The sequence below is a fragment of the Streptomyces sp. NBC_00078 genome (assembly GCF_026343335.1).
GTDB lineage: Bacteria > Actinomycetota > Actinomycetes > Streptomycetales > Streptomycetaceae > Streptomyces.
The window spans coordinates 8827781-8849321 of the sequence record NZ_JAPELX010000001.1 but is presented as its reverse complement, the minus strand read 5'-3'; the positions used below and the strand labels follow the sequence as shown (position 1 = coordinate 8849321).

Sequence of the window (21541 nt, the reverse complement as noted above, 5' to 3'; positions counted from 1 at the left end):
CCGAGCCGTTCAGCCGCCCTGACCGGCGCTTCCGACCGGGCCGACCTTCACCGGGGAGCCGGAGCCGTCCGTGACGGGCAGCGTGGCGGCGCCCGGCCAGTTGAGGGTGACCGACTTCGTTTCGTTCGGCGGGGTCACCACCAGCCCGGTGACACGGACACCGGAGCCGCCCGACTTGTTGAACGGGTAGTTGATGGGGAAGTACGTCGACTTCCCGTTCCTGAGGACGGCCGAGTCGGCCTGCTGGCCGGTGCGCTTCGCGGACAGCACTCCCGCGCTGGTCTTCAGGTCGACGCCCGCGTACCCGGAGAGAGTGCAGTCCCCGCCGCTGTGGTTGGTCAGCTCGACCACGACGGTAGCGTCGGGGTCACCGTCGATGGTGCTGTCCTTCGCCGTGATCTCCAGCTGGCCGGTGCGGCACCTGCCGGCCTTGGCGTGCGCCTCGGAGCCGGTTTTGGGGGCCGCACCCGTCCCGCCGGAGCTGGTTGCGCCGGAACTCGCCCCGGCGGAGTTCTTCGCGCCGCCCTGGCCCGAACTGCCCGAGCCCGAACCACCGTCCGAGGACGACGCGGTGGCCCCTGAGGACACGGTCGCCGCGGACGACGGGCCGCTGTGTCCCGTGCCGGCGTCGTCGTTCTGGCAGGCCGTGAGGGAGAGACCGGCAGCGACTGTCAGGGCGGCGAAGGTGAGCTTGTGAACGCGCATCGTTTCTTCCTCAGGATCGATGGGAGTGCCGGCTGCTTCGTACGCATCGGTACGAGCGGGCGCTTCTGATCACTAGGAGCCTCCCGGCCAGGCGGACCGTTGTGTCCAACTGCCGTCCAATACACCTCTGTTACACGCCCAGCCAGGCACAACTGCCACCACCACCGGGCAACGCCCCTCCCCCCATCACCCCTCCCGCACCCTTGCCGTACCCCTCCCCTGCCACCGTGGGGCGCGTAAAACGAGCCCCGACGCAGTACGCCACGCGGCTACGGGGCACGCCCCTGACGGGCCGGGACGAGGGTTCCCGTCGCCGTTGCGCGCCGGTACGCAGTCGCAGCCGGCTGGGACAGACCTGTAACCCGGCGAACCTTGACCACAACCGGTGCAGGCCAAAAAGGCGAAGCCACAACAGCGCGGCCCGTTGTCAGTGGAGTGGTCATCGGGCCTGCCCGGTCGCCAGGCCTGCCGCGAGCCGAAGGACCTCAGCGCAGCCGACGTACGCGTAGCACCAGGTCGTCGGCATGGTGCGCGCCCGCGCCACCGCCGGGTGCCACCCGTGGCCGCTGCTCGTCCACCTCCACCTCCCAGTCATCGGTGAGCAGATCGGCGACCATCGAGGGCCAGACGTAGTCAGCCGGGTCGAAGCCGCCGTCATGCGCCTGCTGGGTGTCCATCCCCGCGTGATGTACGAGCAGCAGCACGCCACCGGGCGCGACGGCCGCGAGCAGCGCCCGCTCGGCCTCTGCGCCCGGAGTGCGCAGCAGAGCCGGGTACTGCGCGGAGACCAGATCGAAGGAGGCCGGTGGAAGCGCCGCCTCGGTGAGCGCGGCATGCACCCAGCGAACGGCAACGCCGGCGTCCCGCGCGTGCCCAGCCGCCCGCTCCAGCGCCACGCCCGAGACGTCGAGCGCGGTCACTCCCCAGCCTCCGCGCGCGAGCCAGACGGCATCCGCACCCTCACCGCAGCCGACGTCGAGCACTCGCCCGGGCGTGAGCCCGGCGACCTCGGCCACGAGCGCACCGTTGGGCCGGCCGCTCCACAGCTGGTGCCGGTCGGCGTACCGGCTGTCCCACTCCGCCCGCACCACGGGGTCTCCGGCATATCCTTCGGCAGGCAAGGGGAAGCCTGAGGCGGTCGATCCCGCTGCGATGTTGTCGCTCATCCGCCCACCGTCACCGACCGCACCCCGGTCATGCCACTCCTGTTGCCGGTCTGGCAAACGGCGACCGGCGGGCATCGCACAGAACGTCCTCGCGGCAGACTCGCCACAGCCACTCGACCCGCGCAGTCAAACCGTCGCCGGACAAACTTCGATGACAATCGCTCAGGCGCTCAGGCGGTACGGAGCTGTCGGCCTCTGCGACCTTTCCTCAAGCTCTGTGCCAGAACCGAGAAATGACGTCAGTGCATGGGGCGGCCCGCCGCCCGCGAAGGCAGCGGGCCGTCGAAGCGGGCCAGGCTGAGGTCAGCCGGCTTGGGTCGGCGGCCTTCGCGACCACCCGATCAGGACTTCCGTTCGACCAGCAAAGCCCAAGATCGGTACGACAACAGCGACTAATGACGCATAAGCTAAGAAAGGAGGTGATCACGGAGGGAACTGTCTCGAGATGCTGACGGCGGCGCGCGGGACACACGGCGATGAGGGTGTGGTCGAAGTGAGTCGGCGGACGACGGTGTGGAGGGCGGCTTCGACCGTTCTCGCTCTCGCCTGCTGCCTTGTGGCGACGGCCTGCCAGAGCAGCAGTGGTCCCACGGCCACCTCGGGCCGGGTCGGTGTGGTCCTCCCACTCCTGAGTTCGCCGTTCTGGCAGGCGTACAACGCCGCCGTCCTCCAGCAGGCCAAGGCACAAGGTGTCAACGTGCTCCCCCCGGTGAACTCCGCCGGCGACACCGACAAGCAGATCTCCGACATCAACAAGCTGCTCGTCGAGGGGGCCAAGGGTCTGATCGTGGCACCGCTGGACTCGGGGGCGATCAGGCCCGGACTGAGTACGGCCCAGCGCGAGGGGGTGCCGGTGGTCGCGGTTGACGTCGCGCCGCTGAGCGGGAAGGCCGCCATGGTGATCCGCGCGGACAACCGCGCCTACGGCCAGAAGGCCTGCCGGCACCTCGGCGATGCCGTCAAGACCGGCAAAGTGGTGCAGATCCAGGGGGACTTGGCCTCGGCCAATGGCCGAGACCGCTCAGAAGCCTTCAGCGCCTGCATGGCGAAGAACTACCGGGGCATCAAGGTGCTTGATATCGCCGCGGACTGGCGGTCCGACAAGGCCGCAACCGGCCTGGAGACCGTGTACGGCATCAACCCGGACATCAAGGGTATCTACCTGCAGGCAGGCGGTGTCTATCTGAGACCGGCGCTGACGACGCTGGAGCACCATCACGCTCTGTTCCCCGCCGGCGACCCCAGGCACATCGTCATCTTCTCCAACGACGGCAGCCCGCAGGAGCTCGACGCGATCCGCAGCGGAGAGATCGACGCAACCGTCTCCCAGCCCGTCGACCTCTACGCCAAATACGCCATCTCCTACATCACGAAGGCAATGGCGGGCCACAGCTTCAAGCCAGGCCCGACGAACCACGGCAGCACCGTCGTCAGGCTGCCCAGCGGGCTCCTCGAAGACCGCCTCCCCGCCCCGACGGTGACCAGACAGAACGTCGATGACAAGGCCCTGTGGGGCAACAGCATCAAGGCTTCCCGACGCGCGGCAAAGTGACTGCCGAGCACGCCCAAAGAGTGCGTCCGCTCTGGCTTCGCAACTCCACGACCGCACCGTCCTGCGCACTGCAACTGCTTGTACTTCCTGGCCGGCAGTTCGTCTCTGCCAGACCCCTACTGTCTCCTTGGGCTACGAGAGAAACAATAACCACGCCACGACCCCAATGTCTACTCTGGCAAACATAGATTTCCGCGTGTCCAGCGGTGGGGTAACGGGGCCGTTACAAGGCCATTTCGCCTGGCGGGCGCGCCAGATCCGCGACGAGGCCGGCCTACATCTGCTGCGGGGCGCGGCCATCAGCGCTGGCGGCGCCGTCGTGACGTACGGCCCGGCCCTCGCGGCAGAACCGCCTGCGGACATTTCCTGTCGGCTGGGGTGTCAGGGCCGATTCCACGTCCTGTCGATCATGTGGCGACGGCTGGCCGGAGCAGGCGAATCAGCACCGAGATGGCACCTACCGGGCTAATGCCTCAGCCTGGCGCCCGCCAGCGTCCACCCGCACGAGGTCGGGTGCGTAGTTCGCCGTGCACCGCCCAGGCCACCGACACCATCGGCACCGCCACGACCGCACCGATCACCCCGGCCAAGATGCCGCCGGCGATGACGGAGAGGGCCACGACGACGGGGTGCAGCCGGACCGCCCAGCTCATCACCAGCGGATGCAGCACGTGGCCTTCGATCTGGCCGACGACGACGATCAGTGCGAGCACCACGATCGCGATGACCGGCCCCCGCGAGGCCAGGGCGACCACCGTGGCCACGCCCAGCGCGATGGGTGATCCCACCAGCGGGACGAACGCGGCGAAGAACTCCAGCAGTGTCAGCGGCAGGGCCAGCGGCACCCGCAGCACGAACAGCGCGATGCCGACCAGCACCGCGTTGGTGGCCGCCACGATGAAGATGCCACGCGTGTAGCCGGCGAAGGTCCGCCACGCCGTACGTCCCGCGCGGTTGCAGGGGTCCCGCGCTCGCCGGGGTAGCCACTCCTGGAACCAGCGCCAGAAACGGTCGCCGGAATGGATGAAGAACAGGGAGCAGAACAGGGCCAGCACCACAGCGGTCAGCACCTCCACCAGCCGTCCGGCACCACTCACAGCGCTGCTGATCAGTGCGGAGCGGTGCTCGGAGACGAAGGTGTTCACCTTGCTCTGAAGGTCCGACATCACGGTCGGGCTCGCGTGGAAGGGAGGCCCCTGCAGCCAACGTTCGATGCGCCCGATGCCCCCGCTGAACTCCCGCCCCAGCCGGTCCCACTCGCTCGCCACCAGTTCGCCGACCAGCGCCAGCAGCCCAAGGACCACCGTCAGGCTTCCTACGACACTCACCACCACCGCCAGGGCCCTGGGAAGCCACCGCGCCAGCAGATCGGCGAGTGGACGCAGTACGGAGGTGATGACCAGGGCGAGGAACAGCGCCACGGCGACCAGCTGCAACCGGCCCAGAATCACGAAACCCGCGTACACGGCCGCCCCGAGGACCAGCAACCGCCACGCATACGCGGCACCCACCCTCAGCCCGTGCTGCACGGCCACGCCGTCCCCTGCTCCCCGCGCCAACGTCGGCGCCCTGCGCGCCCGGGCCACTGTCCCGACGTCGCGGGCAGGACGACTGCCCAGCACGACGTACCGCATCCGCCGTCGGCCGTGACCGCTACCGGGTCCTGCGTCCGGCCGGCGGCGCGGCTGACGCGATGCGTCGTTCATCTGACATCACCGCCTCACCTCATCGGGACCACGCAGCTACGTGTCCCCGAAGGGGCCACTTTCTAAAATCGCGGTGAGTTCGATGCGTCGGCGTCGGCGACGACGTTCGCGATGGCCTCTTCGGTCCGCCACCTCGTGGACTGTTCGTGCCCGGCTCAGCGCGACGTTCTGGGATCGGCTCATGTCCCACCTCGAAGCCCACGTCCGACAGGCGTTCATCACCCTCATGTCCCGCTGCCCGGCCGGGCAGCGCCGCCGAGCCGGGGCGGCCCCGGCCACCCTCGCGGCAGCCGCCCGAAGAAGCCGCACCCGGAAGCCGGAGCAAACCCTTCAGTCAGGTCGAACCCGTACCACTTCTCTGCACGCAACGACTGACGGGTGTGTTGGCCGGTGATCGGGGGGACCATGGAAGTCCAAGCGCCTGCCGACGCGGACAGGCCGCGCTCCAGGCCGGCGGTTGGTCGCGCCGACCTGCGGAAGGAGTGCCGCGATGAGCGAAGCCGAAATGCCTTCCGCGGACCTCGACCCGATGGGCCCCCGCCTACAGGATGGGCTCTCGGCACCGAGCGGGCTGATGGACCTGCTCGCTGTCGCGGCGGTGCTGCTGGACGCCGACGGCCGGATCGTCCTGTGGAGCCCGCAGGCCGAGGCCATGTTCGGCTACACCGCGCACGAAGCGCTCGGGCAGGGCGCCGCCCGGCTCCTCGTCGACGAAGGCCACATCGACTGGGTGACCAAGACGTTCGCCGAGGTCATGGAGACCGGCCGGAGCTGGGCCGGTACGTACCCCATCAGGTGCAAGGACGGCAGCACGCGGACGGTGGAACTGCGCAACATGCGGCTGCAGGACGACCGCGGCGACTTCTACGCCCTCGGCCTCGGCACCGACTCCCCCACACTGCGCACACTGGAGCGGAACGTCGCGCTGTCCACCCGCCTGATCTCCCAGTCCCCCATCGGTGTGGCGATCTTCGACACCGATCTCAGGTACGTGGCCGTCAACCCCACACTGGAGCGCATCCACGGCATTCCCGCGACCGATCACCTCGGCCGCCGCTACCGCGAAATCATGAGCGCCGCCGAGTTCGAGGAGGCCGAGACCGCGATACGGCAGGTCCTCAGGAACGGAACGCCGCTGGTCGACCGGTCCCCCATCGTCGGCCGCACCCAGGCCGACCCCGATCACAAACACGCCTGGTCGATCTCGGTGTACCGGCTTGAGGACACCCAGGGCCGTGTGCTGGGAGTGGCTGAGCTGGTGGTGGACGTCACCGACCGGTACCAGTCCGCGATGGAGGCCAGCGAGACACGGCGGCGCCTGGCCCTGATCGCCGACGGCTCCGCCCGCATCGGCACCACCCTGGAAGTGGAGCAGACCGCCCGGGAGCTGGCCGAGGTGACCGTGCCCGAGTTCGCCGACGTGGTCACCGTCGACGTGCTCGACTCCGTCCTCGACGAACACCGCCCCGCCACCAGAGTCGGGCCCGCACTCTTCCGCGCCCTGGCGGTGAAGGCCGCCTACCCCACCGAAGCACTCCAGGCCGCCGATGCGGCCGGCCAGATCGCCACATACGACGCCGACCGACTGGCCACCCGTTGTGTTCGCACCGGCCGGCCCATGCTGATCCGCCACGCCGACGGAAACGACCTGACGCACATCGCCCGCGACGAGCACGCCGCCACCCTGCTGGCCCGCGCCGGAGTGCACTCCTACATCGCCGTCCCGCTCTCCGCCCGCGGCGCCGTCCTCGGCTTCCTTGGCCTAACCCGCGCCCGAGATCCGCGGCCGTTCGACGAGGACGACCTGGCCATCGCCACCGAGCTGGCCTCCCGCGCGGCGGTGTGCATCGACAACGCCCGCACGCACCAGAGCATGCGCAACGCAGCCGAGACCCTGCAGCGCAGCCTGCTGCCCGATCACCCACCAGAGCAGCCGGGTCTGCAGGTCGCCTCCCGTTACCTGCCCGCACAGGCCGCCTACGAGATCGGCGGCGACTGGTACGACGTGCTCCCCCTCGGCGGGGACAAGACGGCGCTGGTCGTGGGGGACGTGATGGGCAGCGGCATCGATGCCGCCGCAACCATGGGCCGTCTGCGTACCGCCACGGCGGCCTTCGCCGGTCTCGACCTCGGCCCTGCCCGGGTCCTGGAACAGCTCGATGCGATCACCTCCGGACTGGACCCGTACATCGCCACCTGTCTCTATGCCGTCTACGACCCGCACGACGGCACGTGCCACATGGCCAACGCCGGCCACCTGCCTCCCGTCCTCGTCCACAGCGGCAGCCACCCCGAACTGCTCGATCTGCCGACCGGCACCCCCCTCGGCATCGGCGGCATCCCCTTCGACACCACCACCATCCACATCGCCCCCGGCGACCAGCTCGTCCTCTATACCGACGGACTGGTCGAAACCCGCCACCACCCCATCGACGAACGCCTCAACACCCTCGTCCGCCTGCTCGAGGCGCCCGACTCCCCGCTGGAGGAAACCTGCGACCGGCTCCTTCACGAACTCCGGCACCCCGACAACCACGACGACGTCGCGCTGCTGATCGCCCGCGCACGCACCTTCACACCGGGCCGAAAAGCAGTCTGACCAACTAGCCCGGAGTCACCGGCGGTTCTGCGATACCGATGAAGTTCCCGCCCACGGGCCGGATGCCGACCGACCACCCCAGCGCCGTGAGGTCGTCCGTGAGGGTCTGGGCATCGTGGAATACCTTCACGATGCGGTACTGGCTGCCGTCATCGAGCCGGCGCAGCGCCGCCGGGGCCGACTGGTTCGCGAGGACTTCGTCGTATGTTGCCGCGGCGGGTCCGTCGTCGATGAAGATCGCTTTGCCGCCAGGTGCGAGCGCGGCGGCGACGGTGTTCCAGAAGTCGGGCAACCGCGTCGGCGGGACATGGGAGAGCCAGAAGGCGAAGAACACGGTGTCGTAGCGGCGTGGGGGCTGCCACTCGAACAGGTCGGCCTCAAGGAATCGCACGGTGGGCGATGTGGTGCGCGCACGGGCGAGGGCCAACACTTCGGTTGCCGCGTCGACAGCCGTCACCGAATGCGCCCGAGCGGCAAGCAGAGGGGTCCACTGGCCCGTTCCGCAGGCCACTCCAGCACATCCCCGGCAATCGGGAGGTCCTCGACGACAGCCAACAACCTCTGCAGGTCTTCGTACTCTGCGTAGGGCCGGTCGTATTCGGCCGCGCCGGCCCCGTAGTAGGCCATCTGCTCTGCCAGGAGAGCGTCGTCATCCATGCAGGTCCTCTCATCCGGGTCCGGTCAGAGGCGAGCGGTCAGCTCGCGGGAGTGGTCGCCACGGACAGACAGTGTCGGCCTTCATCTTTGGGCAAGGCCAAGAGCCATGAGGGCCTCGGGCCGTCCTCGCCGACCGATCTCACACCCGCCGTCGCCAGAAGGACCACGCCGGATGACAGCGGATGGTCCCGATTGCCGTTCCCGCGGCCGGCCCGGGTTCGAGAACGCATGCCGAACGAAGCCAACACGCCCGTTCAGGATCAGTTCGGTCAAGCAAGCGCGCCCAGACCCACCGGCCGCCGCGACAGCCAGTGCGGACCTGGGCATGCGCCAACAACCAGGGGCCCGAGCAGCAACGGAACAGAGCGCCGGAACGGGTGGGTTCAGGGGTGGGTGAGGGTTTCGAGCTGTGCGGCGAGGTCGGGGTGGGTGGTGGTCAGGTGGGGGCGGGTGGCTTTGAGGGGGCGGATGAGCTCGGCGGGGTCGTCGTGGGCCAGGGCCGCGTGGAGCTGGCTGAGCGGGAGGCCGGCCGTGGCGGGCAGGTCGGTGAGGGCAGTGATCTGGCCGGCGATGCGGCGCAGCTCGGCTGCGTTGCGGCGGGCCCGGTCGGCGTTGGTGCGTTCGGCGGCGCGGCGTTCGCGGGTGGCTTGGACGCGTTGTTCGCCGGTGGTTCCGGCGGGGCCGGGGCGGCCGCGCAGGTAGCGGCGTTCGGCGGCCTGGCGGCTGGCGACGCCGAGGGGGTGGGCGAGGTCGGCCCAGCTGGCTCCAGCGTCGCGGGCGGTTTCGATCAGGCCGGTCTCCCATCCGGCGAGCTGATCGCGTACCTGCCGCAGCAGCAGCAGAGAGGCCAGCGCCTGCTCCGGCCCGGGGCCGGCCGCATCCGGGGTGTCCTGAGACTCTCGCTTGGCGTCGCGCAGGGCGTCGTCTATGGCGTGCAGGGCCGCCGCAGCGGCCAGGAACGACGCCGGTCCGTGGGCATTCGTGCTGGTCATGGACGGCTGGTCGGCTGCGGTCACGGCCACCTCCCTCGTGTTGTCATCATGTAGACGACATCGTGTTTGTCATCCATTGGATGACATGCTACAACGGTGTCAGTGAGGCGCATTGGCAGCAACTGCCTGAACCTGCTGGAGGTGTTTTCACGATGTTGATGCGCACTGACCCCTTCCGTGAGCTGGACCGGCTGGCGCAGCAGCTGATGGGCCCGGGGACCTGGTCCCGCCCGTCAGCGATGCCGATGGACGCCTACCGCGAGGGCGACGAGTATGTGGTTGCCTTCGACCTTCCGGGCGTCACGGCGGACGCGCTCGACATCGACGTCGAGCGGAATATGCTCACCGTCAAGGCCGAGCGACGGCCGGTGGCGAAGAGCGGCGACGTGCAGATGGAGCTGTCCGAGCGGCCGCTGGGCGTCTTCTCCCGCCAGATCGTGCTCGCCGACACCCTCGACACCGAGCGCATCCAGGCCGACTACGAGGCGGGCGTGCTCACTCTGCGCATCCCGATCGCCGAGCGGGCCAAGCCCCGCAAGATCTCCATCGGCGTCGGATCAGGCCGCACGGAGATCTCCGGCTGACACCGGCCGGACGGGTGCGGAGGGCGGGCACCTGATCTCCCCCTCACCCCTCTCTCCGCACCCCCCCGTGGGCAGTCCGAAGAAGAAGGGGCGGCAGCCGAGATGACTCTGCGACGCGAAGCGTTCCTCGGCCACGTGATGGAACGCGGCCGCTACGACTCTGCGGAGGAAGCGGAGCGTGCGGCCCGTGTGGTACTGGCCCTCCTCGGCGCGCACCTCGTCGGCGACGTCCGCGCCCAGCTCGCGGCGCGCCTGCCTGACGCGTTCGCGCTGATCCTGCTCAACCCGCTGCAGAGTGCCGAGCCGCTGCCCCCGGAGCGGTTCGTCCGCGCGACCGCCGCGTGGATCGAAGGCGCCACCGAGCAGACCGCGGCCTGGGACGTGAGCGCCGTGCTGTCGACCGTCGCCGACGCCGCCGGCGAGGACCTGCTGGGCCAGATCCTGCTCCAGCTCCCCGTCGGCTACGACCTGCTCTTCGGCCGCCCCCAGCCCACCTGACCGTCCCGCACCCGGTGCCCGAACACCGGCCACAGCAAGAAAGGCAATCATCCCAGTGATCTCCCACCAGCACGCACCGTCCCAGCAGGCGTACGGGACGGCATACGAGCAGATGCTGGAGAAGGTCCGCTACGAGGGCGCCTACCCCACCCACGAGCGAGCCGACGAAGCCGTCCGCCTGGTTCTTGCCGGACTGGGACGCCAGCTGACCGGCGACGAACGCGTCGACCTGGCCGCCTGCCTGCCCTTGAAAGCCGCACGCGTACTGACCGCGCAGATCCCCGACCACCAGCCTCTGAACGGCTGGTCGTTCGTCAAGGACCTCGCAGCCCATACCGGCGCCTCCCTGGCCACCACCCGCTGGGACACCGGCTCCGTCTTCTCCGCCGTCGCCGCCTACGCCGGCCCCGACCTGATCACCCGCATCCTCCAACAGCTCCCCACCGGCTACGCCCTGCTGTTCGGCCGGCCCGAACTCGCCCCGATGAGGGAGCCGCAACCGCTTTAGACCACCCGGCCCGGTCCGACGCCGTTTCCCCGGTGCTGCGGCGTTGCGAGGACTACCGACGGTCTCCCTCGCTTCGTACGCCGGCGAGCGGGGGCCGTGCTGCGGCGCCCACCCGTGATCACCGGGTTTACCCCCGGGGCGGTCGCGTGCTCACGCAACGGCGGATGCTGGGAAAGGTGTTGCGGCGCAGGTACGACAAGACCGCCGCCTCGTGTGAGGCGGCGGTCTTGTCGTGCATCGTCGCTGTTCTGGGCAAGCCCTGCTTGCAGGCGGTCCCTAGTGCTCTGACCACATTGGTTCGCCGGGTTGGTGGTCGGGGCGGTTGGATGTGCGGTGACGTCCGATCCGAGTGCTGGGGGTGCGGTGGCTGAGCCTGTCCGCGTGCGCAGGTTGACCGACCAGGAGGGGCAGAAGCTGCAGCAGATCGTGCGCCGGGGCAGCACCAGTTCGGTGCGCTTCCGACGCGCGATGATGCTACTGGCGTCGGCTGGCGGGAACCGGGTCCCGGTGATCGCCCAGCTGGTGCAGGCCGACGAGGACACAGTCCGGGATGTGATCCACCGGTTCAACGAGATCGGCCTGGCCTGTCTGGACCCTCGGTGGGCGGGAGGCCGTCCCCGCCTGCTCAGTCCTGACGACGAGGACTTCGTCGTCCAGACGGCCACCACCCGCCCGACCAAGCTCGGCCAGCTCTTCACCCGCTGGTCCATCCGCAAACTCGCCGCCTACCTGCGGAAAGTCCATGGGCGGGTCATCCGCATCGGTCGCGAGGCATTACGCCGTCTGCTCGCCCGCCGCGGCATCACCTTCCAGCGCACCAAGACGTGGAAGGAGTCCCCGGACCCCGACCGCGAGGCAAAGCTGGACCGGATCGAGGAGGTCCTGGACCGCTTCCCGGACCGGGTCTTCGCGTTCGACGAGTTCGGCCCGCTCGGAATCCGCCCCACCGGCGGTGCGTGCTGGGCTCCCGCCAGTCATCCCGAGCGGCACCCGGCGACCTACCACCGCACCCACGGCGTCAGGTACTTCCACGGCTGCTATTCGGTCGGCGACGACACGCTCTGGGGCGTCAACCGCCGGAAGAAGGGGGCCGCGAACACCCTGGCCGCGCTCAGGTCGATCCGGGCCGCCCGCCCGGACGGCGCCCCGATCTACGTCATCCTGGACAACCTGTCCGCCCACAAGGGCGAGACGATCCGCCGCTGGGCGAAGAAGAACCGCGTCGAGCTGTGCTTCACGCCGACATACGCGTCCTGGGCCAACCCGATCGAGGCGCACTTCGGACCGTTGCGGCAGTTCACCGTCGCGAACTCCAACCACCGCAACCACACCGTGCAGACCCGGGCCCTGCACGCCTATCTGCGCTGGCGCAACGCGAATGCCCGTCACCCCGACGTGCTGGCAGCCCAGCGCCGCGAGCGCGCTCGCATCCGCAGCGAGAAGGGCATCCGTTGGGGCGGACGTCCCCTCGCCGATGCCGCTTGACCGGCCGGATATCTTTCCCGGCCGAGTCCTAGCAGTAGCCGTCCACGCTGGCGCCGACTGGAGCGAGGTTGGGCCAGGGACGCCCTGCTCTGTCGGAGGCAGCGGACCGTAGGAGGTCAAGAAGAGTGCACCCTGGGTAGCCCCGGAAGCTCGCGTAGGTGCCCCGGTAGTAGCAGTTCCAGTAGCTCACGACCCGCCGTTGCGTGCGTGCGAAGAAGGCCGGGTTGTCCACGATGAACTGCCCGTAAGCGAGGTGGCCGCAGGTGCCGGGCGTGGCGAGGCCACGGAGCTCATCGCAGATGACCACCAGGATTTCCAAGACGTACTCGCCAACCAGCTGCACGACGAAGGGGACGACCCATGGGTCCGTGGAACCAACGACCTTCTCCAGATGACGCTGTCTGACCACCCCGTCGCAGTGCCTTGAGTACAGACAGTGCAGAAGCTGCCGTTGGCGCGACGAAAGCGACGCCACCGCGTCAGTTGGCGGCTCGCCGTTGTAGAGGCGGCCGGGGATCAAAACCTGCTGGCCCTCTACAGCGACCGAGAACGAGGCATGCGGCGGGAACCGAGAATCAGGCATCACCGCCAGGACTGCCTCGGCATCGCTTGCAAGCTCGGCTGGGAACGCCGTGACCAACGGATTGCTGCTGTCGGAAAGCGGCTGCACGAGCCGAGCATAGGCGGATGCCACGGCCAGGTAGCCGGCATCAATGGCCACACACCCGCTCAACCCGGCGAAGGTATGCGGTCAGAGCACTAGCCGCAGGTCAGCGTCGGCGTCCCCCAGTCACCGTGGTCGTTGCCATTGCCGTCGCCGGCGTCGCCGACCTTGAGGTCGACAACTTGGGCGCCGCTGACGTCGACATCGATCGGCACCGCAGCCTGTTTGCCATGGATCGTCGGCGTGGTCACCAAGGTCTTGCCATCGGCGATCACGGAGAACGTCACCGTTCCCGCACCGCCTGTCTCGTCGTCGACACCGACGTCCGCTGTCAACCGAGAGCACTTTCCTGCGAGGTAGAGCTCCACGTCACTGACCGCGTTGGTGCCCAGGCCCTTGGCGTAGTCGGCACCGTCAACAGTGATCCGACGGCCATCACCGGCCGCCTGCTCGCCGACGCTGCTGTCACGCTCGACCGGGCCCCACCCGTTGGTGGACGACAAGAACGGCAGGTCGCTCACGGCGCTCTTCCCGGCCGGCGGAGCGGGCGGGATCCCGCCGACGATGCGCTCGTCACCGGCGGCGGCCTGCCGCCCGTTCTGCCGGTAGTGCACCGTGGTGGTGAGTGCTGAGGCGGACGGCAGCTTCCCGGCGGGCGGTTCGACTTTCCAGCTGAAGGTTGCCGACTGGCCGGGTTGCAGGCGCTTGACGGACGTTGGGCTCGGTGCACTCACGCTCCAGCCGTCGGGCGCGGACAGCGAGGACGTCAGCCGGGAGGCGGAGGGCTTGTCCTTCGGTACCTGCACTGTCGCCTTGGCCGTGAAGGGCTGTCCTGACTGAGCGGTGTCCGGGACGTCCAGCTTGACATCCGCACCCGGACGCTTCGGCATCGCGTACGTCCGGGGATCGTAGCGGGGGCTGTCGTTCTGGGCGACGCGCAGAGACGAGGCATAGCTGCCGTAGTCGGTGAGCGAGACCTTGCCCAGCCCGCCGGTGCTGCCGTCCAGGTTCCACACGGCGATGGAGATGCTGTTGTGGCCGTTCGGGTTCAGAATCCCGTTGGGAACGGGGAAGGTGTGCTGCGGGCCGAGGTAGTTGACGTAGTTGCCGACCTGCCAGCCGTTCACGAAGATCGTGGCACGGTACTTGCGTGACGGGTCGTCGGTGAACGTCAGCCCGAGCGAGGTGTCCTGGCCGCGCGGCAGGTCCAGGTTGGCGTCGGTGCGGTACCAGGACACCCCGGGACGGCTGTCGGTCGTCGGCAGGGACACCCGCTTCCACTTGTCGTCCGGGTAGCCCGGCAGGGACCAGCCGGCCCGCTCGCCGTACAGACCGCCCGTCGAGAGGGGGCCGCGCACCGTGTCCTGGAGGTCCTCGCCGCCCCGTACGCCCTGCAGCCGCCAGGTGACGGAGGTCAGCGGCGCCCCGAGGAGAGAGGCGCTGGTCAGGCCGCGCGCGGTCTTGTTGCCGTTGGTCGAGTTGTAGTCCTCCTCGTGCCCCATGTTCACGGTGAGTACGGAGATGACGTTGTCGCCCTTGGATTTCACCGAACCGGCCGGGAAGGTGAAGTCGGCACGGCCTGTGGTGGAGCTGCCCAGGAAGGTGTTGCCCAGCCAGGCGGAGAACGCCTGCGCGTCTCCGCCGGAGTCCGAGACCAGGTGGATGCCGGTCTCCTTGCCGGTGGCGCGGAAGCGTCCGCGGTACCAGGTGTTGCCGGTGTGGAAGCCGTAGTCGTCCGCGTAGAGCACCGGCAGCGAGTTGGCGCCGGAGACGCTGTTGGTGGTTGTCTTGTCGGCCACCTGCCAGCTGGAGTCGTCGAAACCGGGGGCCGCTTCGGGGGATTCCTCGGCGTGCTTCCAGTTCGTCAGAGTCGGCAGGTGTATCGCGGCGGCCGCCGGAATCTTCCCGGTGAGGCTTGCGGCGCCGGCGGCCTGAGTGTCCAACGGCCTGCCGTTCCAGGTGACATGGGCAGCGGAGGTGAACACCTCGATGTTCTTGTCGTCGGCGTTGTCACCGGTGAGGGCCACGGTACGGCCGTCTTTCAGGCTGGTCGCCGTCCGCAGCAGGTGGGTGCCGCGCACGAGCACCGGACCGCTCGCCGTGTCCTGACGCCAGAAGGTCTTCGCCGTGGCCTTGTCGCCGACGAGCAGGAGTAGCGGGCGCTGCCCGCCGCCGCTGATGCTGATGCGGGCGAGGCCCTTGTGGGTGTAGTTCAGCCGCAGGTCACCGGTGGCCGCGTCCCAGGTGGTCGTGGCCGTGCCGCCGGTGGTGGTCACGGTGGGTTTGGATGCGTAGCGAAGGACTGTTTCGCCGTCGCTGGCCGGGTCGCCGTAGAGCACGGCCACGTCCCGGTTGCCGATGGTCGCGCTGGTCATGATCTCCGAGGTCGAGTACTGCAGCTGCGCGTCCCCGAGCCGGTAGTTGGCCACGATCACGTGCGCGTCGCGTCCGTCGAGTGTGATCGCCGTGCCCGGTTGCTGCGGCACGAGGGGGTAGGTGGGCTGCGAGGCGGCGGCTCCCGTCGGCACGTCGATGGCGTCGATGGACACGTAGTTGTCCGTGGACCCCGAGCTGTGGTTCCCGCCGACGACGATCTTCAGTGTGTGCGCCCCAGCCGTCAGGCCCGACTTCTGGAAGATCACCGCCTGGTTCTCGCTGCCGGAGTCGTCGACGGTCGCCACCTTGGTGCCGTCGAGGTAGACGTCGGCGTTGCCGTGGTTGTTGGTTTTCGGGCCGATCCAGCGGACCGCGGTGCCGTCGAAGGGGACGGTGAGCGAGTCACCGGCCTTGTTGGAGAACGACTCGGTGTGCTTGTAGTCGCCGCCTGTGTAGCTCTGGTTCGCCACGTGCGACCACGAACCGGTGTACTGCAGCGCGGAGTCGGGGTCGTCGTAGGTGTAGGTGGTGTCCGTGGACGGCTGTGCGTTGAGGTCCAGCGAGATGTGCGTCTTGTCGACCGCGGTGGACGTGGAGTTCCCGTGCCGCAGGACGTGGAACTGCGTCTTGGTGTCGGGGTTCATCCGTGCGGTGTCGACGACCGCCGAGTCGTCCGGCGGTGTGGCCCTGATCGCCTCGGTCTTGGTCAGCGGGGCGACCGACTGCGTGAAGTACCCGATCAGCTTGTCCTCGTCGTACTTCGGATCGAGCTGGCGGTTCTCGCGGATCGCCGCGCCGTAGTCGTACGAGGTGTAGTTCTCCGGCATGCCCAGCCAGCCCCAGTTGGTGCCGCCGTAGGTCATGTAGAAGCTCTGCGCGGTGGCGCCGACGGCTATGTTCTGTTTGTAGAACACGTTGGCGAACTGGTCGTTGATCAGCTGGGCGCACTTGTCGTAGCCCGGTCCGCCCCAGGGGTCGAAGGCGCCGCCCTGGAACTCCGGCGAGTACAGCGGCTTGCCGGCCGGGTGGTCGTAGCTGATGTCGGGGACGCCGTTCCACTTCGAGGGGTTCGAGCAGTCGAAACCCTGCGGGTAGGAGTCCGGCCCGTCGACGTCCAGGGCGCCGGTACCGGAGTTGAAGGTGCCGTTGTTGTTGCCGGTCAGCGGTACCGTGATGCCGTCGGCGCGGGCCTTGTCCTCCAGGTGCTTCATGTAGGAGCGGCCGGCGTCCGAGCCGTTGTAGTACTCGTTCTCGACCTGGTAGGCGATGACCGACCCGGTGCCGTTGGTCAGCTGGTGGCGGGCGATGATCCGGTCGATCTGGGTCAGCCACTCGTCCGCGTACTTCAGGAACTGCGGGTCGTCACTGCGGTTGTGGCCGGCCTTGGTGGTCATCCAGCCGGGCAGGCCGCCGCTGTCGACCTCGGCGTTGATGTACGGCGCAGGGCGCGCGATCACGTACAGCCCGGCCTCCTGGGCCATGTCGAGCAGTTTGTCGACGTCACGCACGCCACTGAAGTCGTACACACCCGGCTTCGGCGAGTGGTATCCCCAGTCGAAGTACAGCGAGGTGGAGTTGAATCCGGCGGCCTTCATCTTCTGGAAGATGTCCCGCCACAGGTCCGGGCTCGGGAGCCGGAAGTAGTGGAACTCGCCCGACCAGAGGTAGGTGCGCTTGCCGTCGACGAGGAACGAGTAGCCATCGAGAGTGACGGTGTGCGTCCGCGCACTGGCGGCAGGAGTGGCGGCGGGCGCCTGCCCGCCGACGTCCTGCGCCACGGCGGGCGCGGTCATGCCCAGGGCCAGGGCGATGGTCGCGGAGGTCGCCAGAACCGCCCTCCACCACCGGCGCCGACCAGATCTCGTACCTTCTGAACCGATCCGATTACCCCGCACTGCGGCCTCCATACCGCCTGAGCACTCAGGGTCAAACAGACTCAGGCAAAGCCGAACAGTAAAGGGGCACAAGGCTCAACACAATGGGGCGGGAGAACACAACTGAGGTAGCGCCGAAGTGGCAGGGGTGGCCTGAGGGTCGTCCCTTGGATCACCGGGCCCGGCAGTCTCCAGTGATGACCGGGCCTGTTCGGTCAGGGCCCGTGCCGCTGGGGTGGACCGTCCACCCCCCCCGACTCGAAAGGCACACCCGCGCCGCCCTCACACACCATCCGGCACAGCGCCGGGGAGGACCGCGATTCGGCGACGCGAATCGAGGAACGCGGCGACCTTGCTCGGGGGGAACACCCACATCACCTGGTGAATGCCGTCCTTCGAGGCGGCCACCGTCATGAACGCGAGAGGCCGCCCGTCCCGGGAGATCATCACGCCCGTGGCCCCGTTGGCATCGACGAGTTCGGGCACGGCTCCCCGCCAAAGCTGTCGATAGGTCGACAGTCTGGCCACACGGTCCCGCCCCAGCACAGGTACACGAGCACAGCCCCGCATGCCGTTGCCGTCGGACAGACTGACGGCATCCGGAGTGAGCAGGGCTTCCAGTGACGCTATGTCTCCCGTGCGGGCCGCCGAGACGAACGCGTCCAGCAGACGTCGGTGCTCGGCGGCGTCCACACTCTCCCGCTGCTCGTCCAGCAGGTGCCGACGTGCACGGCTGACGATCTTCCGCACGTTGACGAGGCTGAGCTCGAGCATGTCCGCGATCTCGGCGTAGGCGTAGTCGAACGCCTCGCGCAGTACATAGGCGGCGCGCTCGACGGGATTCAGTCTCTCCAGCACCAGCAACAGCGCCAGTTCTACTGCCTCCGCGCGCTGCGCGCCGACCTCCGGGTCCGCGCTCGTGTCGACGGGTTCAGGCAGCCACGGCCCGATGTACGTCTCCCGACGCACGCGCGCCGACTGCGCGACGTTGATGGCCAGACGAGTCGTCGCACTCGAGAGGAAGGCCACGGGATTGACCACGACCGAGCGATCGGTCATCTGCCAGCGCAGCCACACCTCCTGCACCACGTCCTCGGCCTCGACCGCGCTGCCGAGCATGCGGTAGGCGATCCCGAAAAGCCGCCTGCGATGCCTTACGAAGACGGCGACGGCCTCGTCCAGATCGACAGGTGGGGTGAGGGACTCTTCGAGATACATGCGCCAATGGCCTCCGTTGCTCCGCTGCGTCTGCTTCATAGACCGCGGCCGACGGACGCCTGTGACAGAACTGGCGAGTGTTTTCTCGCACCACCTGCGAGCCTCACTGTCCGGCACGCTCAGACGCCTCGTCCGACGCCTCGATTCGCAACCACAGGATGCCGACAGGGTTTGAGGAGGGGAGAACGCATGGCGTCCGCACTCGGGGCAACTCGGTGCCGAACCTGGTGCAGCGCCTGGGCAGGCCCTTAGATCGGAGCCGACTGTCCGGGCGGCTCAACGCCGGGACCAGACAGGTAGTCCTGCACCACCGTCTCAAAGCCGGGGTCGGGCCGCAGGCCGAGAGCGGCGGCCCGCCGGTTGTCGAAGTCGGCCGGCCATGAGCCGACCATGGCCTCCACAACCGGGTCGCGGGCGATGGTCACCAGGTCGGCAACCGCGTCCCCGGCGATCTGCCGCAGCGTGGCAAGTACCTCGGCGATCGAGACGGTGAGGGCGGGCAGGTTCACCGGCAGCGGGCTGTCGAGGCGACCGGCGCCGGTGCCGCGTTCGGCCTCGGCGATGCGGAGGATCCCGTGGATGGTGCGCCGGGGTGAGGCCAGAGCCACGCGCAGGCCGGGGTCGACCGGGCAGATGGCAGGCAGTCCCGCGAGCGGTTCGCGGACGATGGCGGACACGAAGCCGGAGGCGGCCGCGTTCGGCCGTCCAGGCCGCACCGCAACGGTCATCAGCCGGGCGACACGTCCGTCGATGAAACCGCGGCGGGTCATGTCCGCAACCAGGTGCTCGCACATCAGCTTCTGCGTTCCATAACTCGACTGCGGCAGCGGCAAGGTCGTCTCACCGACCACCAGCGGCAGGGGCGTCCCCCGCGGGGAACCGTAGACGGCGAGACTGCTGGCAAACACCACCCGTGTCCTCGGCCCGCCGGCGGCGAACTGCGCCCGGGCCGCGTCCAGCACGGCGCGGGTGGCATCCACGTTGGAACGCATGCCGAGGTCGAAGTCGGCCTCGCACTCGGCGGACACCGCCGCCGCGAGATGAAACAGCACATCGACCGGCGTCGCGAACACCTCATCGACGCGGTCGGTCAGGTCGCCGTGCACCACCTCCACGAGCGGGTCGGTACCGCCCTGCGAACCAGGCCAGGGCACACGGTCGGCCAACACCAACCGAGTGATCGGCACGCCGGCCAACACCCGCGCCCGCAGCAGGCTCCCCGCCAGCAGAGCTCCCAGGAACCCCGACGCGCCCGTGATCACAACCCGCACCCGGCACCTCCTCGCACGGCGACTGCCGCCCCCACGATGCCGCACCCAACCGGCCCCCGACAGCCCACCTACCGTGCGCACCACCAACGACACGCCCCGGGGTCGGTCGACGGCGGCTGCGATGCGCGGCCTACGCAGGCTCCCGCATCGCCTGCGAACACCGCACACCCGAGCACTCGGCGGTACCCAGCGAGGCGGGGACGGTGATCGTGAGCGACGTCGCGAAGGACCGGCAGTTGTATGTGCGTGATGCCGCAGTGGACGGTGCCGGTTTCGCGTCTCCTCCCGTGCCGCCTCCGCAGGCCACCGGCCGTGCGGAGGCGGCTGACGCCGTGTAGGCGCGACGGCGGCCACTACGCATCCGTTCGCGCCCACGGCCACGGCCACGGCCACGGCAGAAGCTGACAGTTGCTTCCGCGCCCTGGCTAGCGATTGACGCTTCGCATCCCCGCCTCGTCATACCGCTCCCCCGCCGCCTCCGGCAGCTCCGCGTCGATGCGGCCCAGGTCGTCCTCGGTGAACGCGATGTCGACCGCGGCGGCGTTCTGCTCCAGGTAGGCACGGCGCTTGGTGCCCGGGATCGGTACCAGGTCCTCCCCCTGGGCCAGCACCCAGGCGATGGCCAGTTGGGCCGGGGTCACGTCCTTCTCGGCGGCGATCTCCTTCACCTTGGCCGCCAGCCGCAGGTTCGCCTCCAGGTTGGTGTCCTGGAAGCGCGGGTTCTCGCGGCGCCAGTCGTTCGCGTCCAGCTCGTCCGGCGAGCTGAACCGACCCGCGAGGAAGCCGCGGCCGAGCGGCGAGTACGGCACAAAGCCGATGCCCAGCTCCCGGCAGGCGGGCAGCACCTCGGCCTCCACGTCCCGCGACCAGAGCGAGTACTCGCTCTGCACGGCGGTGACCGGATGCACGGCGTGGGCACGCCGGATGGTCTCCGCGCTCGCCTCGCTCAGCCCGATGTACCGCACCTTGCCCTCGGCGACCAGTTCGCCCAACGCGCCGGCCGTCTCCTCGATCGGCACGTTCGGGTCGACCCGGTGCTGGTAGTACAGGTCGATGTAATCGGTCCCCAGACGCTTCAGGGAGCCGTGGACCGAGCTGCGGACGTGCTCGGCCGAACCGTCCTGCGGGCCGACCGTGCTGATGTCGCCGGGTACGGCGCTGTCCATCCGGTAGTTGAACTTCGTTGCGATCACGTACTCGTCGCGACGTCCCTGGATCGCCTCGCCGACGAGTGATTCGTTGGTGAGCGGCCCGTACATCTGCGCGGTGTCGAGGAAGTTGATGCCGAGGTCGAGGGCGCGCCGGATGGTGGCGATCCCCTCCTCCTGGTCGGTGGATCCGTAGAAGGCGGACATGCCCATGCATCCGAGGCCGATGGCCGATACCTGGAGGTCCCGCAGACTGCGCTTCTGCATGCCGTGTCCCAGCCTTTCTTGCACACTCGTACGATGTTCGGACGGCAACAGGCCCTCATCGCTCTGGCGATGGATTCCGCCGCCCGACATCCTGTGGGCACCGGACGGCGGGGCCTTGTGCGTCGCGGTGTCTCCGACGCTACGACTTGGAGCGCACTCCAAGGCAAGTCAGCCCTTCAGGCGGCGGAGGCTGCCGGGGCGAGCACTGTGCAGAACGGGCTCCCGGCCAGGGCGGACGCTGCCGGGCTGATCACGTGGGTGGTCAAGTCGA

Annotated in this window: 15 protein-coding genes and 1 pseudogene; 6 read left to right on the top strand and 10 right to left on the bottom strand. The window is 68.9% G+C overall.

The genetic code is table 11. The features are described from left to right. Positions 1-9: 9 nt before the first annotated feature. Positions 10-705, bottom strand: a complete 696-nt coding sequence (locus OOK07_RS41120) for a DUF4232 domain-containing protein (protein ID WP_266801682.1) — start codon at positions 703-705, stop codon at positions 10-12. 485 nt (positions 706-1190) lie between these two features. Continuing rightward, complete coding sequence (locus tag OOK07_RS41115) at positions 1191-1871, bottom strand: class I SAM-dependent methyltransferase (RefSeq protein ID WP_266801681.1); 681 nt, start codon at positions 1869-1871, stop codon at positions 1191-1193. A 493-nt stretch (positions 1872-2364) separates the two neighbouring features. Between OOK07_RS41115 and OOK07_RS41110 the strand changes: the two genes are divergently transcribed. Beyond that, positions 2365-3423 (top strand): sugar ABC transporter substrate-binding protein, encoded by a 1059-nt coding sequence (locus tag OOK07_RS41110; RefSeq protein WP_266801680.1) that lies wholly within the window; start codon positions 2365-2367, stop codon positions 3421-3423. 473 nt (positions 3424-3896) lie between these two features. Here OOK07_RS41110 and OOK07_RS41105 read toward each other — a convergent pair whose 3' ends face one another. Next, entirely contained in the window at positions 3897-5129 is a 1233-nt protein-coding gene (locus tag OOK07_RS41105; RefSeq protein ID WP_266801679.1) for an AI-2E family transporter, read from the bottom strand. Between the two features lie 490 nt (positions 5130-5619). On the opposite strand from OOK07_RS41105, the gene OOK07_RS41100 reads away from it, so the two are divergent. Further along, a complete protein-coding gene (locus tag OOK07_RS41100) occupies positions 5620-7728 on the top strand; it encodes a SpoIIE family protein phosphatase (RefSeq protein ID WP_406313175.1) in 2109 nt (702 codons plus the stop codon). A gap of 4 nt (positions 7729-7732) precedes the next feature. Here the strand turns inward: OOK07_RS41100 and OOK07_RS41095 are convergent. Continuing rightward, positions 7733-8385, bottom strand: a pseudogene (locus OOK07_RS41095) (class I SAM-dependent methyltransferase). Positions 8386-8768: 383 nt separating this feature from the next. Next, entirely contained in the window at positions 8769-9401 is a 633-nt protein-coding gene (locus OOK07_RS41090; protein WP_266801678.1) for a type III effector protein, read from the bottom strand. 128 nt (positions 9402-9529) lie between these two features. Between OOK07_RS41090 and OOK07_RS41085 the strand changes: the two genes are divergently transcribed. The 4 genes from OOK07_RS41085 (at position 9530) to OOK07_RS41070 (ending at position 12452) form a co-directional block, all read left to right on the top strand. Beyond that, the gene (locus OOK07_RS41085; RefSeq protein ID WP_266801677.1) at positions 9530-9961 is read left to right on the top strand and encodes an Hsp20/alpha crystallin family protein; all 432 of its coding nucleotides are present in this window, start codon (positions 9530-9532) and stop codon (positions 9959-9961) included. Positions 9962-10063: 102 nt separating this feature from the next. After that, entirely contained in the window at positions 10064-10459 is a 396-nt protein-coding gene (locus tag OOK07_RS41080; protein ID WP_266801676.1) for a DUF2267 domain-containing protein, read from the top strand. A 112-nt stretch (positions 10460-10571) separates the two neighbouring features. Then, a complete protein-coding gene (locus OOK07_RS41075; RefSeq protein WP_266802299.1) occupies positions 10572-10967 on the top strand; it encodes a DUF2267 domain-containing protein in 396 nt (131 codons plus the stop codon). Positions 10968-11330: 363 nt separating this feature from the next. Next, positions 11331-12452: an IS630 family transposase gene (locus tag OOK07_RS41070; protein ID WP_323183025.1), complete on the top strand. Its 1122-nt coding sequence runs from the start codon at positions 11331-11333 to the stop codon at positions 12450-12452. A gap of 28 nt (positions 12453-12480) precedes the next feature. Here OOK07_RS41070 and OOK07_RS41065 read toward each other — a convergent pair whose 3' ends face one another. From OOK07_RS41065 to OOK07_RS41045, 5 genes are all read right to left on the bottom strand, one after another. Next, positions 12481-13122 (bottom strand): hypothetical protein, encoded by a 642-nt coding sequence (locus OOK07_RS41065; RefSeq protein WP_266795180.1) that lies wholly within the window; start codon positions 13120-13122, stop codon positions 12481-12483. An 89-nt stretch (positions 13123-13211) separates the two neighbouring features. Then, positions 13212-17387, bottom strand: a complete 4176-nt coding sequence (locus OOK07_RS41060; RefSeq protein ID WP_266801674.1) for a beta-galactosidase — start codon at positions 17385-17387, stop codon at positions 13212-13214. A gap of 261 nt (positions 17388-17648) precedes the next feature. Next, positions 17649-18584 (bottom strand): sigma-70 family RNA polymerase sigma factor, encoded by a 936-nt coding sequence (locus OOK07_RS41055; RefSeq protein ID WP_266802297.1) that lies wholly within the window; start codon positions 18582-18584, stop codon positions 17649-17651. 248 nt (positions 18585-18832) lie between these two features. Beyond that, the gene (gene denD, locus OOK07_RS41050; protein WP_266801673.1) at positions 18833-19855 is read right to left on the bottom strand and encodes a D-erythronate dehydrogenase; all 1023 of its coding nucleotides are present in this window, start codon (positions 19853-19855) and stop codon (positions 18833-18835) included. A gap of 425 nt (positions 19856-20280) precedes the next feature. After that, positions 20281-21270 carry an aldo/keto reductase gene (locus OOK07_RS41045; RefSeq protein WP_266801672.1) on the bottom strand — a complete coding sequence of 330 codons (990 nt, stop codon included), beginning with the start codon at positions 21268-21270 and terminating at the stop codon, positions 20281-20283. Between the last annotated feature and the right edge of the window lie 271 nt (positions 21271-21541).